The organism is Pseudomonas koreensis, assembly GCF_012986595.1.
GTDB classification, from domain to species: domain Bacteria; phylum Pseudomonadota; class Gammaproteobacteria; order Pseudomonadales; family Pseudomonadaceae; genus Aquipseudomonas; species Aquipseudomonas koreensis.
In genome coordinates this window covers 306,497-320,236 of the sequence record NZ_JAAQYM010000007.1, presented here as the reverse complement: position 1 = coordinate 320,236, position 13,740 = coordinate 306,497, and the positions used below count along the sequence as shown (strand labels likewise).

The window sequence follows — 13,740 nt, the reverse complement described above, 5'->3', positions numbered from 1 at the left end:
CCTTACAGCTGCCACGAACCAATGTCGGCGTTCACACCGTCGCCGTCAGGCTGACCGTCGGCACCGAGGGAAAAGATATCGATCTCGCCATTCGCGCCGGGGTTGAGGTATTGATAAGGCCGCCCCCACGGGTCATTCGGCAAACGCTCCAGGTACGAACGCCAATTGCTGTTCTTCGCATCCGCCGGACGCTCCACCAGCACTTTCAAACCCTGAGTCATGCTCGGATAACTGCCATGATCGAGTCGATACAGCTTCAGCGCCTGCATCAAACCGCCAATGTCCTGCCTGGCCGCCGTGGCCCGCGCCTGATCCGGCCGGTCGAGCACCTTGGGCACCACCATCGCGGCAAGAATCCCGAGAATCACCACCACCACCATGATCTCGATCAGGGTAAAACCCTGCTGCCCACGGGGCATCCGGCTCGGTCGTTTGGGCTGTTTGAACTGCGCGATATCCATCTCGACATTCCCTTGGCTTGATTCGATTCGACGCGCAGTGTTGCAAGAAGATATGTCAGGGATGTTGAAAATCCTCGGGTGTTTTGGTCGTCAAGCCGTCAAGGACGCGGGTTAGGGTCGAGGGCTGAGTTTGGGTTTTGGGCCTGTTATGCCGACGCGTTCCCGAGAAAGCGGATTCACCCTGATTGAAGTGCTGGTGGCGCTGGCGATCATCGCCGTGGCGATGTCGGCGGCCGTGCGCGTGGCGGGGTTGATGACGCAGAGCAGTGGGGTTTTGAGGGATCGTTCGGTGGCGATGATTGCGGCGCAGACACGCATGGCTGAGTTGCGACTGGAAGGTCGATTGCCGATAGGAGTAAAGGCACAAGAATGTGATCAAGGCCGCCTGCTACTGCGTTGCGACCAAGTGATCACACCAGCGGAGAACGGCCGATTACTCAAAGTCGCCATCCAGGTCTTCGACCGCAACCAGGACGCCCCGCCCCTGGCCCGCCTGGAAACTCTGTTGAATCGCCCCCTGTAGGAGCTGCCGCAGGCTGCGATCTTTTGATCTTGCTTCTAAAAGTCAAAAGATCGTCCATCGCGGCCCGAGCCTTCGGCAACTCCTACAGGTAAATCCATTGACGCTCTGACGCCCCTAAACCTGTGGCGAGGGGATTCATCCCCGATGGGCCGCAAAGCGCCCCAAAAAACCAATGCCAGCGCTAACCCGACAACTCCAGATTATCCAGCGCCTTATTAACCGCCAACTCCCCCAGCATCACCACCTGCGCAATGCCCAACACCGTGTGGCGATAATGCGTATCAAGCAGCCCGGCAAAATCACTGAGCATCACACTGGCCGAAGCCATGGATTCGCAGGCATTGGCCAGCAGGGATTCGGTGCTGGTGTTTGGCGCGACCATGAACATCGTGCTGGATTGGCGAGGCGGCTGGACGGCGGGTGGAATAAGGTAATGATCGAGCGCGCGTTCGGCGGCTTCGTGGAGCTTTTTGGAGTCGAGGGATTCGTAGGGGGATGTGGCGTCGGATTCGGGTGGGTTGGGTGTGGGTTTTTTCATAGTGAAGCTCCTTGATGATTAGAGCCGCCACCGTTCGCGGTCAAACAAACAGGGTGGCAGCTGTACGCGGGTTGACCGACCGGACATCAAGGAATCCGGCACACCCGAAGGTGTCCCACGCACAGCCACCGCGACATGATTTCAGACAATGCCTGAACACGTGCAGAACGCTGGCGCGCCTTGATATGGGGCGGACGGTCAAATCCGATCACTGATTCGTCAGCGACCGAACCACAATAGAACCCGCCCCCAAGGCACACAAGCCGGCGGATTCTGGCGTAGCTGTAGGCAATGGCGCAAGGATGTGTAGCCTGAGAGAGTGTCTGGAGATGTCTTTTTAAACGCTGATGTTTACCGAGACCTTAAAGCGGAAAATCTCCCCCTAAATAGATCCATCCCATCATCGGGTCAGCTGACTTGCGTGTGTTGAGCTAAATTTCACACCCGGTGGCTGCTTTCGGCCATTAGCTGACGTTCAGTTTTGCTCAAACGCCTGCGCCATCAACCAAGGATGATAGAGGCTTCACTTTATGCCAGCACCACGCAACGTACTTGTACAGGCAGCAGCGAAATCCGTCCTCGCGCAGCTCGTTGACCAAATAAAGCCAGACTTGACCGAGTCTTCAATCGCGAGAATTGCAGCTGATTTACTGACCCAGGCAGGTTTTCCCGATACCTGGTATTACGACTGTCCGGCATTCGTGCTACTCGGATCGCGTAGTTCGATTTCTGTGTCAGGTCGAGACTATCAACCAAGCAGCGAAAAAGTTGGTCTGAATAATCTTGTGACCGTCGACCTCAGCCCCCGATCAGGGAGTGCTTGGGGCGATTGCGCACGCTCATTCTATGTCGAGGATGGTGTGTGTCGTTCGGTGCCGCTCGGAGATGAATTCACTCGTGGGTATGAAGCAGAGCGCAGTCTGCATGCCCTCATGCTACAAACGGTCAGTCCTGAAACCACTTTCAATGAATTGTTTGAGTTGGCGAATGAGTCGATAATCGATATCGGTTTCGAAAATCTCGATTTTCTTGGCAACGTTGGTCACAGCATCTGCGAGCAGCGTGATCAAAGGCTTTACATTGAATTGGGTAACAAACGAAAGCTGGGCGAGGTGGCGTGCTTCACATTCGAGCCACATATCCGAATCAGAGACGGTAAGTGGGGTTACAAGCATGAAAACATTTACTACTTCGACGACGATGGCGTCGCTTGTGAGTTGTAAAGGACTCCCACCGCTGTCGATCCACAGATGAGGCTGTTTTCTGAGGCTATAGGTCGGTAATTACGCATCATGAATGTCTGTTTCTGGCCGAAAGCTGCCACGCACTTACGACCGCATTCGGCCAAAATAAGCCGTTCAGTTTCGTGAAAAAATCCGGGAGCATTTACTTTATTCAAAGCGAAACATAGGGACATCTATCGGGCCGGCAAAAATTAAAACAGTCTCGTCACCTGCACCAGTCATTACTAACGGCCTAGGTTCGATGCTGTTTAAAACGTCGGAATCGCACATATTGATCGCGCGCTCAGTAACTACAATTGCAGAGTTCCCTAACGGCCAAACGCCCTGAACTCTTACTTGCCCTTCTTTTATCACTTCCAGGTCAAGCATTGTAACCCTTCCGTCTGACGCATAAAGAGGCTCCGCTCTTTTCATGAGAAACAGTGCAGTGGCTGGCAAATAAAATTTTTTTACGGGAGCTGTAACCCTGAACCTGCCAGGCCTTTGCTCTAAAAGCACGTCTTGGTCTCGATGCAGCTTGAGATTATTATCTGTAACTTCAAGAATTGTGCGGCCTTCATTGTCGACAAACTTTGCGCTTACTTTTAACCAATTGCTTTTTACGGAGAAGCTCAACTTGTTTTCACTTGATAGATTAAAGACTATAGTCTCCCTCTCCTTTGCTTGCTGCAGGGTAATGGTTCCCATGCTTAGCCTAGTCACCTCAGCAGATGGAACAAAAATATTGGCTTCAGTATAGGTGCGCTCCTTGGTTAAGCCCTTCCATCGGTATAGCAACTCATCACTTATTTTAAAAGTGCCGTTATGACAAGCGTCATGGCAAGTAGGGCATACGGCAATCATATGCTCGCTATCATGAGCTTTATAAATACTCCATTGACGAATGTGGTGAATTTCAACGCGGGAATTGTTGCAACCTGGGTTGGCACATTTTCCATTAGATTCATTCAGTAAGACTTCCCTAATTTTTCTTGAGATACTTCGCGCCTCCGCTGCCATTAATATCTCCAGTATTAATCTGAACAATGGCTAAAGCCATAGACTATATTTGATGCAAAAATTACACCCTGAGTAGACCTCAGCATAGTCGATACCTTGATTGTCTGCTGCCCCCTACGAAGGGCCGCAGTCGACCCCTTGCAGTCGTTGAGATCCGACAAATTGGCTAAGAGAGGCATTTCTGTTCAGGCATTTTGCTGCAGGACACTCTATTAGAACATTGACTTCAGCTCATCATCACTAGGCCCGCGCATAGCAATTTCGAATGAGTTGAGGTCTTCGTCGGAGGGGACAGTCATTGCTGGTATTGCTCGAATCCCATCCGCAATGTCTCTGCGGCTCAGATTGCAGATGATCACCTGGCCGCTGTTGATCTGGTACTCCAAGGAGCCACACCAGCGATTCATGTACCCCACAGTAGGTGTCAGGACGGCTGCGCTGGGCCGCTTTCTCATCTGGTGTTTTGCGAGCGACATCCGCAGGAGCTCAATCTGAGCGAACAGCATTTGAGTTCGTCTTAGGTCATCCCTCATCGTCTCAACGAGATCTGGATTCTCGATGAGCAGGTTGATTTCCTCGATGCGTTTTTGGATCGTGTAGTTCTCGTAGCCTATGGGCTTCTGCAGTTCTTTCAGCTTGAGCGGCAGCCCGCCATTGTCTGCTGCTCTGAGGTACTTACTGATTTTCTCGCGCCATGTGCGCATCAGCTCGTAAGCAGAAAAAATCCACATCTGTGACTGCGCAGACAGGAATATCGACTGGTAAGGCGTGTTTGTCTCGTCGAATTTACTACGAAGGTATCCGTATTCAAGATCCATGATGAACTCATCCACAATCGTGAGATTCATCGCTTGGTTGCTAAAGTCGAGATTGTTTGCGAAGAGCACCAGGCTGCTTAGAGCCGAGTAAATTGCCGTCTGACCAATTTCTTCAGGGTTCTGGTAAGGAATTTTTTCGTCGTATTCTTCGTAGTCGTCCATGTTTACTCCCCGAACACAGGTTTTAAAGGCAAGGTGACTTGGATAAGCATTTAATGGAAACGTTCTGAGACTTCCCACCCTATGCGGACCTTGGAGCCTTGTGAATGGAACAATGCCTACTCTCCACCAACCTGTGACTGGCCGCTTCTGGCCGAAAGCAGTCAATCGTGGGCGATGGTAATCGGCCAATTGCGGTCAATCAGGAGAGCAGCAATCGACCCAGAGCAGTCATTTTGAGGGAGGTGGGCTAGTCAGAAGCAAGTTGCTCAACAGGCCGCGCGGGGCATCGGATTCAATAGTCGAAGGATTGAGAGCGTTCGTTATCGCTTCACGCACCTGGCGTTGTCCTTCGGTGCATTTCTTCCTGAACTCTTTAGCCTCGGAAGCCTTTTTTCTTAACGCAGAAGCTAATCGTTCATGGCCGTACTCAGAGTGAGGCTCAAACTTGACTGCTCGCTCCAAGTATTCACATGCCTCAGTTGGCAGGTCTTTATTAATCAGCAAGTTACCTATGTTAGCGGTTATCCACTGCGAAGGGCTCTCTGCATTCATTAGCTTTTCTGCTCTACGATAGGAGTATAGCGCTTTATCGTATAGATCGAGTTGGAGACAGGAGTTTCCAAGATATCCCCAATATTCAATTGAGCTTGGGTCCTCATATGTCAGGCGATCAAGTAAGTGCGCCCCAATATGGTCTTGGCCAAGCTCCTGAGCCAAGCGGGCGTACTTGAATCGAAGCCCCTTGTGGCTTGGGTGCTTCGCGTAGCAACGCAGAACAACTGACAAAGCTTCGTTCGTGTTTTCCTCTCGCTCAAGGGTCTCAGCCAAACGGATGGCTACTTCAGGAAAATCATCCGGTCCAATACGCTGCAGTTCAGCGATTGCATTAGCACTGTCAGTTTCATCCGAATGACACAGCGCAAGCGCCATAGCAATTTCGGAATCCTTCGGCCTTTTTTCCTGGACGGCAGACAAGAGTTCGATTGCTTTGCTGGCGTTGCCTTCCCAGCGAAGGAATGTTGCGACAATGGACTGAACACCTGAGAACTCAAAGTGCTCGTTGGCGTAGTTTATTAATGCATCGATGTTGTCATCGTTGCTTAGCTTGAACTCGCAGTAAAGAATCCAAGCTTTTCTGGTAAGCGCAGCTTCTCCCGATATGCTATCTACTTCACTCTGGAGCGTAGCCTTGGCTTGATCATACTTTTCTTCCACAAAGTCGAATAACCAATCGCGTCTTTCCAAATCCTCTACTACGCCGCCTTCTGTGCTTTCCTCTACGATAATCCGACCAGGAGCAATCCCGAGCTTCTTCATCTGGAGCCGGATTTGGTAGCACACAGAGCCGGTAGCCGCCTGCATGCTGCCATCTTCGCGTGTTGACTCATATCTACCAGGCGTAACTCCTAAAAGATCAGTAGGGATATGTAGATCACCATCCGATGGCAGAATGAAAAATACTCGCTCTCGTCCCAGTTTACCGATGAAAAGGCCGAACTCAAAAAGTACATTGTCCCTTACTGCAGGTGCAGTTAAATTTCTAATCCGGATCAAATCGTCCGGTGAAAATACGAATATAGCAAAGTCACTTTCCGAGAGGACTTTAGTCAAACTCTCCATCGTAGTTTGAGATAACTCAAAAACGCCTTGGTCCCAGATGGTGACTTCCGCTTCGTGCAATAAGTTCTGCTGTACCGGATAGGCGACACTGAGCCCCTCAACGGATGAGCCGATGAAGACACGAGGTTTTGACATTGTTGCTCCTATGGATGAAATCCTTTATGTGCTGGGCTCTGGATGAACTCAGATTAGCGCGACGGCGAGGAAAAACAATGCAGAAGGTGACACGGATGAAGATTGCGTAGCGAGCGTCGTACGATCCTACTTCAATCCTTCTGCGGCGTCTGCTTCTGGCCGGTTAGCGACGGTCAGGGCTCGACCGTCGCTATGCTTATTCAAACCTCGGTCTGTTCCGCCATCTCTAAGGCGTCGTCGACTTCAATTCCCAGATATCGAACGGTGCTCTCAAGCTTCGAATGGCCAAGCAGCAGTTGAACCGCTCGCAGATTCTTCGTCCTGCGATAGATCAACGATGCCTTCGTACGCCTCATTGTGTGAGTGCCATACATGGCTGGATCAAGGCCGACTGCTTCCACCCAGCCTTTGACGATACGTGCGTATTGACGTGTTGATAGATGGTCTGAGGTATGCAGCTGGCTCGGAAAAAGGCAGTTCTCGCTCCGGAGTTGGGCCTGGTTTATCCAGGCCGCGATAGCAAACCGTGTTTGTTCGGTGATCTCGAACTGAACTGGCCGCAGCGTTTTCTGCTGCATCACCATGGCGCGTGGTGATACGTGCTCGCCATGGGCGACGTCGCGCACACGAAGCTTGGTTAAGTCGCAGGCCCGAAGCTTGCTGTCGATGGCCAGATCGAAGAGCGCAAGATCACGGGTTCGTTCTGCAATTTGAAGCCTTACCCGGATGGCCCAGATATCTCTCAGTCTGAGTGGAGCTTTCTGCCCGACCAGTTTTCCTTTGTTCCAAGGCTGGCGGCTGCAGGTAGCGAAGATGTTCATGACGAGTCCTCCACGTGTCGAAGGACAAGGATGGCTGACCAGAGAAAGGGTCGCTAACCGGCCAACAGCAGTCGGTGGACAGACTACGGGCAAATGGATTGTGTCCTGCTACCCTCTTTATCGTAGTCGGGCTTGCCGTCATCCCTATCGCGTTATCCCTCGATAGATCTCGCGCTTACCACGACATGGCATGTCAACTAATGAGAGAGTGTCAGGATAGCGTCATGAAAGTTCGATGCCCTAGCTGCGGTTATATCGCAGACAAGCTTCCGCCAAGCCTTAGGTGTCCTAAATGCGACGACCTTTCCCACGACTGGCTGATTTATGATTGGGAAAGCTTTGCTTCAATGAAGCGTCGACATATTAGATACAACTTATTCATTATTGGCATGACTCTAATTAATTTACTTTTGGCGATCACCTTGAAATCAACAGTTGCGTTTCAATGGTTGCTCACTTTGTTGTTTATCCCAGCCATTATCAGTTTGTTTTATTGTCTAAAACAGCTTGATAGTGAATCGGAGTATGAGGGGCATAGAGGCAGAGCTTTACTTTTCTGGCTTTTCGGTTTCGGGGGTATCTAAAGCGGCTAAAAAACTCGAATCAAAAAAGGGGACTAATCAAAAAAGAGGACTGATTTATTTTTCAGAAAATAAATCAATCCTCTTTTTGGCCAGCGAATCACTGGAATCAGCGAGCGAAATGCTCAATAACTTTGTGGCCACGCTGGAGCCTGCTCATCGCAAAACTGTGATCGGGATTGCGCAGTTAGTGATGTTGAGTGAATTGGCGGTGAATCAGGCGTTGGATCATGTTGAGGTGAAGAGCTAAACGTTTGCCCTCTTTGGTGTCCGGCTAGTTCGGAGCGATAGAGGGAATAAGCGTTGACCGAAGCTGCTATGGAGGATGGCAGCTTTCGGCCAGAAGCCACAATTCGAGATATTAAATCGGTCCCCATTTCTCCTGGACCGAACAGTAAACATTCAAGTATTGGACCTCAGCTCCTTTTCCAACTGTTCTACAAACTTTGAGCATTCGCTAACAACTGTCTCGACTGACTCAGCGGTTAGATCATGAAAGTCGCCAGCTTTCGTTTTACCAGCTCGATGAACCAGATCGTGCCGAATCAATACACTTTTAAACACTTCTGTAAAAACAGGAAAATCAAGCCCAAATGTATCCCTGTACATGCCACTTACTTTTGGCAAATTGTGGTACAAAACGCTTTTCATTGACTCAATTGCTTTTGCCTCTATCCCTTCGTGCACTTTGAACAATTCAGCAATAAGAAATTTTTCTTGGCTGTAGTCATTGAAGCTCTCAACGAAAGCTCGGAGATTACCCTTATCACCTTGAACGAGCGATATAAACCGATCGCACAGATATGTTTCCAAAGAGGTAATTACATTTGCATAGAGCATGTACGCCATTTGTTTTTGCAGGTTTTTGCCATCATCCAACTTAATACCATTGAGCTCAATGACATTTTGCATACTGCTTGTAAATGTCATATAGACATCGTGCTCTGACAATACCTTACCACCAGAGAACCTATTTTCGATAACTTCTAGTATGCGTTGCTCTATGAGCGAAGGTCGATTTAATTGCAATACCGATATCGTTACCTCTCCTTGTTCCGTGACGCCTTCCAAATATCCGTTTTCATTCTGCTTTATGTGCTGTGAAAAATCATCATGCAACGGATTTAGTAGTAACGGTCGTCCGTCATCGGCAACAGGAAATCTCGCGCCTTTAATCATGTTGCATGTTCGACACGCAATAAGCATATTGTCTTTATCAAGGGCTAGATGCGGGTAGGTGGATTTTGGATAGAAGTGCTCGATATCCGCCATTAACGGATCGTAAAGTTTGACTCCACAGTAAGCACATTGGTGCTTGAATTTTTCTAAAATCTCAGGCTTTAACGCTTTAAAGTTACGACTCATTTTATTATGCCTCTGGAGGGGAGCAGAAGTTGGCTGATCTACTTTCGAAAAGCTGTTTGACCATCTTAAAGGCCGCATCAAAACTGCATCAATGCATCAGAAAAAAGGACCGAAAAAGCGAAAAAGGGGACTGATTTATTTCTCAGAAACTAAATCCCCCCTTTACTGGTTCCGTTATCGAAAATAATTTTAAGTGTTTTTATCTGTTCTTTTTTCGGGATACCTTCGCGATTTTATTTTTATTTTTCTTCTTCTGCTTGACACTTTCTTTTTTAGCGCCATTTAAAAGACCGCTCTCTTTTTTGAGCTCTCGCGCACAATACTCGGGGTTGTAGCTAAAAAAAGCATCAGCCTTTACGCTTTGGATTACTGCGCCAGGCAACATATTAGTGTGGTATCTAGAAACAATTAACGGATAATTGCCAATTTGATGTAATCCAGCTTCATCCATGGAAAATTGTGCCAACTTATCAAACGTGTCGACCTCTAATTTATTTGTAGCAAACGGATTGTGAAACACATATAGACCATCAAGTAATTTTTCAGGATTTTCGGGCGTCACCTCATGCACGCGAAAGTGCGGCTCATCTTGCAAATATCTAATATTTAGAACCGCATCAAAACTCATGTTCTCTGATTTGTGTAGCGACGAAACCTTACCCAGTGTGAGAGTGTTGCAAAACAAGATAGCTGAAACTTCTTTGAACGAAGGATTCAGAAAAATTCCAATATCTAACTCCGTGTCCGTACCGGGCTTTGTAATGGTCTTCCTGTTGATGTATGCTTTTTTTTCTGGGTCGTAATAGTGCCCATATAGCAAAGCAAACATTGAATAAATAAATTCTCTGCCGTAGGCAATTTGATCATGGGAGGACAGGGCTATGACATATGGAGTCCTAGGCGAAACCCAATCACAATCGACATAACCTTTAGCAGGCGCTTTATCTTTGCGCGCGTATCCCGTGTATTTCTCTAGCTTTGACTTTATAGAGTTAGAGTGTCTCGATATTGCCTCATCGATAATATCTGAAAACTCACGCCTGGTTTGAATCGGCCGTAGGTTGGCCTCAACATCTTCTATCGACCGTAGTTTTTCAGAAGTGCCATCTTTTTTTATCTCTGACACTACCGCTTCGATGTACATTGAAGTGGGTGATTCAACGATAAAGTCAGGTCGATTGTGCTTTTCGCTGACTTTAAAATTCATTTCCCGCAGCGCGGCATGAAGATAGAGTTCCCAAAAAGTTGAATGAAAAGTTGTTTGAAATTCCTTTTTAGCCTTTTTGTCGCGATCATAGAAGTCATTCCCCCAGGAAGAAACAACCTCTTTGGCGCCGGCGTAACCAAACTGCTTATTCAGTTCATTAAATTTGAAATGGAGTAGGTTTGAATCCGTGCCTTCATCAATTTCGAAAAAATCCATCCGTTAATTCCTTGTATCGAATTTATTACGTTAGGGGTATCTTTGCAGTGCGTGATAGCGATGAGACATCATCACTTTACTTGATTTTTCTTTACCGTAAAAGTAATGCTTGAAAACGCTCCTTAGTGAGCGTCCGCTTCTGGCCGTTAGCGGACATTCTCGACTACCCGCATCAGGCCGGGAGCGACAACAAGCACTCGCTTGCGTTTCGGCTCCCTGCTTTTGGAGGCCCTTGAACCGGCATTCAACTAAACGACAAAAATAACGACTTCAACCCTACAGATCAGGGCCTCGTAAGGCTCGGCAAAATCGGCCCCTCCGCCAACCTCTCCACCCCCAACCGCACCCTCTCCCCACCCTGCTCAATCACCACCCCATCCCCCTCCACCGCCACCAACTTCACCCCAGGCCCCACCCTCTCCCCCTGCAAAAAACTCCTTGGCGGGCCATCGTTCAAGCTCAGTATCGCCACCGCCCCGCGACTCCCCGCCATCACCCCGCTCACCTTGATGTCCACCGGTGCCGTCTTGTTGGAAAACCACTGCAACGCCGGGCTGTCACTGCGCGCGGCGAGCATTTGTGGGGGCGCTGGTGGGGTGTGGGATTCGGCGGAGGTCAGGAGTAGCGACGACCAGGTTGCCACGCCGACCAGGGCGGCGAGCAGTGCGAGGGCCTGGACCGTTTGCGGGGGGGAAATGCGGGTGGTGAGCATCATGGGCTGAATCTCCTTTTAGTCCCTGCTGACAGGCTACGCGGCAATTCTCACGGTTTTATTTCACACGCCTTACATGTTGGCCGTGCAGGATGGTTTTTTGGGACGGGGCTGGACGCGAAGGAGTGCGCAACCGATGAATGTGGGCAAGCAACAGGGCTTTACGCTGATCGAGTTGATGGTGGTGTTGGTGATCATCGGGATCGCCAGTGCGGCGATCAGCCTGAGTATCAAGCCGGATCCGCTGCAATTGCTGCGCAAGGACGCCGAGCGTGTGGCGCAGTTGCTGCAGGTGGCGCAGGCCGAAGCGCGCGCGGATGGTCGGCCGATTGTGTGGCTGAGCGATGGCAAGGGGTTTTGGTTCAGTCGGCGCATTGACAGTGGGCGGGGTTTTGAGCATTTCAAGGATGATCCGCAGTTGCGGCTGCGCACTTGGCAGAGTCCGAAGCTGGAGGTGCGGGTGGAGCCGAAGCAAAAGGTGGTGCTCAACGCCGAGTGGATTAATCCGCCGCTGCAGTTGACCCTGTCTGATGGGCTCAATCGGCTGAGTGTGCTGCGTGATGCCAGTGGCAGGATCAGTGTGCAATGAGCGATCAACGGGGCTTTACCCTGATCGAGGTGATGGTCGCGATTCTGCTGATGGCGGTGGTCAGTTTGATTGCGTGGCGCGGGCTGGACAGTGTGACGCGTGCGGACAGTCATTTGCAGGCGAGCAGTGAGCAGAGTGACCGTTTGTTGCGGGCGTTGAATCAGTTGCAGCGGGATGTGGAGATGCGCGCGGGGATTGAGTTGACCGAGCCGAAGAAGGTGGGCGTGGATGATGAGCTGCCGACGGCGCCGCCGGCGATTACTGTGCGTAGCAGTGATAGCAAAGGGTTTCGGCTGGATATTATTCGCAGTGCGGCGGATCAGCCTGGGGCGTTGCAGCGGGTGCGTTGGTGGGTCAAGGGCGACACGTTGTTTCGGGCGGTGGCTGAGGCGCGCAGTCGGTATCCGTTACCGGCGCCGGGGGCTGGGGTGGCGGTGTTGGACGGTGTGAGTGATGTGCAGGTGCGGGTTTGGGAAGTCGATGAGGGTTGGCGGCAGTTGAGTGGGAATCGGCGGGAGGATCCGTTGGGGTTGGAGGTTCGGTTGACGCGGGAGACGGCGCAGGGGGTGGAGCGGTATCGGCAGGTGATGGGGCCGTTGGAGTGATACGTGCAGGAATTGCCCGAAGACTGCGATCTTTTGATCCTTAAAGGCAAAATCAAAAGATCGCAGCCTTCGGCAGCTCCTACATTGGGATTGGGTTTGGTCAGTTGGGGGGTGGTTGGCTGTTAGGGCGTCATCGCTGGCACGCCAGCTTCCACAGGGGTTGGTGGTGTTGGGTTAGCTGAGGACGACCACGCCGCCCGGTAGTTCGGTGCATTTGACGCCGTAGGCATCGCGGATCAGCAGTGCGACGCCGGCGAGTTGGTCGAGGCTGAAACGGGCCTGGACGCGGCGTTGGCCGAGTTCGCGGTTGAGCAGCAGCAACATGCCGGGGCGGTAGCGGTTGATCTCGTCGATCATCTGGCTCAGGGTCGCGCCGTTGAACACCAGCACTTGCTGGCGCCAGTTCATCACCGCCACCGTGTCGACGCTTTGCACCGCCCCCACCTGCCGCCCGTCATAGGTCAATTGCTCGCCCGGCTGCAAACGCAGACTGCGGCCATCGACGTTAACGTCCACCGAACCATCAAGGCATGTCACGCACACCTGTTGATCGGTGTTGCGCAAATTGAACCGCGCCTGGCTCGCGCGCAACCAGCCGCCCCCGGCCTGCATCGCCAATGGCAGGCGCGCGGTCTGCACTTCGACTTCGCCGCTGACCAGCTCAAACCCCTGCACACCGTCGTCGCCAGCGCGCTGGTTGATGCGGGTTTGCGTGTTGAGTTCCAGGCTCACGCCATCCGCCGGTTCGAAGCGCCGCTGCTGGCCGACTTCGGTGATGTAATCGGCGCCGAGCCCTTCGAAGCCACCGGGAATCGTGCCGCGCACCAGCAGGAAGGCTGCCGATGCCGCGATGGCACCGCCAAGAAAGGCCCGACGACCGAAGCGTCGCGGTGCCTGCAATTGCTCCGCCGCTGGTTGCAGTTGATGCCACAAGCGCTTGGCGTCTTCGAACGCACGGGCGTGCTCGGGGCTCTGTGCGCACCACTCGCGCAGTGCGCGGGCGTCGGCGACGGTGGCGCGGCCCGAGGTCAGCAAGATCAACCAGTCGCGGGCCTCGCTGTGCAGACGCTCGGCGGCTGAAGGCTCGGCAGGTGTCAGACGAAAGATGTTCAAACGCGCAGATTCTCAACGGATTAATCGGGAC

15 protein-coding genes are annotated in these 13,740 nt (G+C 51.4%); 5 read left to right on the top strand and 10 right to left on the bottom strand.

Translation table 11 applies throughout. The features are described from left to right. Positions 1–2 precede the first annotated feature (2 nt). A complete protein-coding gene (gspG, locus tag HBN98_RS22630; protein WP_083368902.1) occupies positions 3–461 on the bottom strand; it encodes a type II secretion system major pseudopilin GspG in 459 nt (152 codons plus the stop codon). 148 nt (positions 462–609) lie between these two features. Here gspG and gspI point away from each other — a divergent pair, with 148 nt between their 5' ends. Beyond that, positions 610–984 (top strand): type II secretion system minor pseudopilin GspI, encoded by a 375-nt coding sequence (gene gspI, locus HBN98_RS22625; RefSeq protein ID WP_156792143.1) that lies wholly within the window; start codon positions 610–612, stop codon positions 982–984. Between the two features lie 181 nt (positions 985–1,165). Here gspI and HBN98_RS22620 read toward each other — a convergent pair whose 3' ends face one another. Next, positions 1,166–1,522: a DUF6124 family protein gene (locus HBN98_RS22620; RefSeq protein ID WP_083368900.1), complete on the bottom strand. Its 357-nt coding sequence runs from the start codon at positions 1,520–1,522 to the stop codon at positions 1,166–1,168. A gap of 530 nt (positions 1,523–2,052) precedes the next feature. On the opposite strand from HBN98_RS22620, the gene HBN98_RS22615 reads away from it, so the two are divergent. Continuing rightward, entirely contained in the window at positions 2,053–2,745 is a 693-nt protein-coding gene (locus HBN98_RS22615; RefSeq protein ID WP_083368899.1) for a M24 family metallopeptidase, read from the top strand. Positions 2,746–2,913: 168 nt separating this feature from the next. On the opposite strand, the gene HBN98_RS22610 is transcribed toward HBN98_RS22615, so the two are convergent. The 4 genes from HBN98_RS22610 to HBN98_RS22595 all read right to left on the bottom strand — a co-directional run bounded on the left by HBN98_RS22610 (position 2,914) and on the right by HBN98_RS22595 (position 7,321). Continuing rightward, positions 2,914–3,765, bottom strand: coding sequence for a hypothetical protein (locus tag HBN98_RS22610; RefSeq protein WP_151101582.1), 852 nt, complete (start codon positions 3,763–3,765; stop codon positions 2,914–2,916). A 212-nt stretch (positions 3,766–3,977) separates the two neighbouring features. After that, positions 3,978–4,745 carry a hypothetical protein gene (locus HBN98_RS22605; RefSeq protein WP_083368897.1) on the bottom strand — a complete coding sequence of 256 codons (768 nt, stop codon included), beginning with the start codon at positions 4,743–4,745 and terminating at the stop codon, positions 3,978–3,980. A 228-nt stretch (positions 4,746–4,973) separates the two neighbouring features. Further along, positions 4,974–6,500: a nucleotide-binding protein gene (locus HBN98_RS22600; protein ID WP_083368896.1), complete on the bottom strand. Its 1,527-nt coding sequence runs from the start codon at positions 6,498–6,500 to the stop codon at positions 4,974–4,976. Between the two features lie 200 nt (positions 6,501–6,700). Then, entirely contained in the window at positions 6,701–7,321 is a 621-nt protein-coding gene (locus tag HBN98_RS22595) for a tyrosine-type recombinase/integrase (RefSeq protein WP_083368895.1), read from the bottom strand. Between the two features lie 525 nt (positions 7,322–7,846). On the opposite strand from HBN98_RS22595, the gene HBN98_RS22590 reads away from it, so the two are divergent. Beyond that, a complete protein-coding gene (locus HBN98_RS22590) occupies positions 7,847–8,152 on the top strand; it encodes a DUF6124 family protein (protein WP_083368894.1) in 306 nt (101 codons plus the stop codon). A gap of 152 nt (positions 8,153–8,304) precedes the next feature. Here HBN98_RS22590 and HBN98_RS22585 read toward each other — a convergent pair whose 3' ends face one another. The 3 genes from HBN98_RS22585 to HBN98_RS22575 form a co-directional block, all read right to left on the bottom strand. Beyond that, entirely contained in the window at positions 8,305–9,267 is a 963-nt protein-coding gene (locus tag HBN98_RS22585) for an HNH endonuclease (RefSeq protein ID WP_083368893.1), read from the bottom strand. Between the two features lie 199 nt (positions 9,268–9,466). Further along, the gene (locus tag HBN98_RS22580) at positions 9,467–10,690 is read right to left on the bottom strand and encodes a hypothetical protein (protein WP_083368892.1); all 1,224 of its coding nucleotides are present in this window, start codon (positions 10,688–10,690) and stop codon (positions 9,467–9,469) included. A 283-nt stretch (positions 10,691–10,973) separates the two neighbouring features. Then, positions 10,974–11,405 (bottom strand): type II secretion system protein N, encoded by a 432-nt coding sequence (locus HBN98_RS22575; protein ID WP_083368891.1) that lies wholly within the window; start codon positions 11,403–11,405, stop codon positions 10,974–10,976. Positions 11,406–11,538: 133 nt separating this feature from the next. On the opposite strand from HBN98_RS22575, the gene HBN98_RS22570 reads away from it, so the two are divergent. Both HBN98_RS22570 and HBN98_RS22565 read left to right on the top strand, forming a co-directional pair. Beyond that, a complete protein-coding gene (locus HBN98_RS22570) occupies positions 11,539–11,991 on the top strand; it encodes a GspH/FimT family pseudopilin (RefSeq protein WP_083368890.1) in 453 nt (150 codons plus the stop codon). Beyond that, complete coding sequence (locus tag HBN98_RS22565) at positions 11,988–12,596, top strand: prepilin-type N-terminal cleavage/methylation domain-containing protein (RefSeq protein ID WP_083368889.1); 609 nt, start codon at positions 11,988–11,990, stop codon at positions 12,594–12,596. Before HBN98_RS22570 ends, HBN98_RS22565 begins: the two co-directional genes overlap by 4 nt. Before the next feature lie 174 nt (positions 12,597–12,770). Here the strand turns inward: HBN98_RS22565 and HBN98_RS22560 are convergent, their stop codons facing one another. After that, entirely contained in the window at positions 12,771–13,709 is a 939-nt protein-coding gene (locus HBN98_RS22560; RefSeq protein WP_083368888.1) for a FecR family protein, read from the bottom strand. Positions 13,710–13,740 lie beyond the last annotated feature (31 nt).

Bases quoted from the DNA above. Each gene is read 5' to 3' on its own strand.
- gspG (WP_083368902.1), bottom strand. From the start codon at position 461: ATGGATATCGCGCAGTTCAAACAGCCCAAACGACCGAGCCGGATGCCC.
- gspI (WP_156792143.1), top strand. From the start codon at position 610: ATGCCGACGCGTTCCCGAGAAAGCGGATTCACCCTGATTGAAGTGCTG.
- HBN98_RS22620 (WP_083368900.1), bottom strand. From the start codon at position 1,522: ATGAAAAAACCCACACCCAACCCACCCGAATCCGACGCCACATCCCCC.
- HBN98_RS22615 (WP_083368899.1), top strand. From the start codon at position 2,053: ATGCCAGCACCACGCAACGTACTTGTACAGGCAGCAGCGAAATCCGTC.
- HBN98_RS22610 (WP_151101582.1), bottom strand. From the start codon at position 3,765: ATGGCAGCGGAGGCGCGAAGTATCTCAAGAAAAATTAGGGAAGTCTTA.
- HBN98_RS22605 (WP_083368897.1), bottom strand. From the start codon at position 4,745: ATGGACGACTACGAAGAATACGACGAAAAAATTCCTTACCAGAACCCT.
- HBN98_RS22600 (WP_083368896.1), bottom strand. From the start codon at position 6,500: ATGTCAAAACCTCGTGTCTTCATCGGCTCATCCGTTGAGGGGCTCAGT.
- HBN98_RS22595 (WP_083368895.1), bottom strand. From the start codon at position 7,321: ATGAACATCTTCGCTACCTGCAGCCGCCAGCCTTGGAACAAAGGAAAA.
- HBN98_RS22590 (WP_083368894.1), top strand. From the start codon at position 7,847: ATGAGGGGCATAGAGGCAGAGCTTTACTTTTCTGGCTTTTCGGTTTCG.
- HBN98_RS22585 (WP_083368893.1), bottom strand. From the start codon at position 9,267: ATGAGTCGTAACTTTAAAGCGTTAAAGCCTGAGATTTTAGAAAAATTC.
- HBN98_RS22580 (WP_083368892.1), bottom strand. From the start codon at position 10,690: ATGGATTTTTTCGAAATTGATGAAGGCACGGATTCAAACCTACTCCAT.
- HBN98_RS22575 (WP_083368891.1), bottom strand. From the start codon at position 11,405: ATGATGCTCACCACCCGCATTTCCCCCCCGCAAACGGTCCAGGCCCTC.
- HBN98_RS22570 (WP_083368890.1), top strand. From the start codon at position 11,539: ATGAATGTGGGCAAGCAACAGGGCTTTACGCTGATCGAGTTGATGGTG.
- HBN98_RS22565 (WP_083368889.1), top strand. From the start codon at position 11,988: ATGAGCGATCAACGGGGCTTTACCCTGATCGAGGTGATGGTCGCGATT.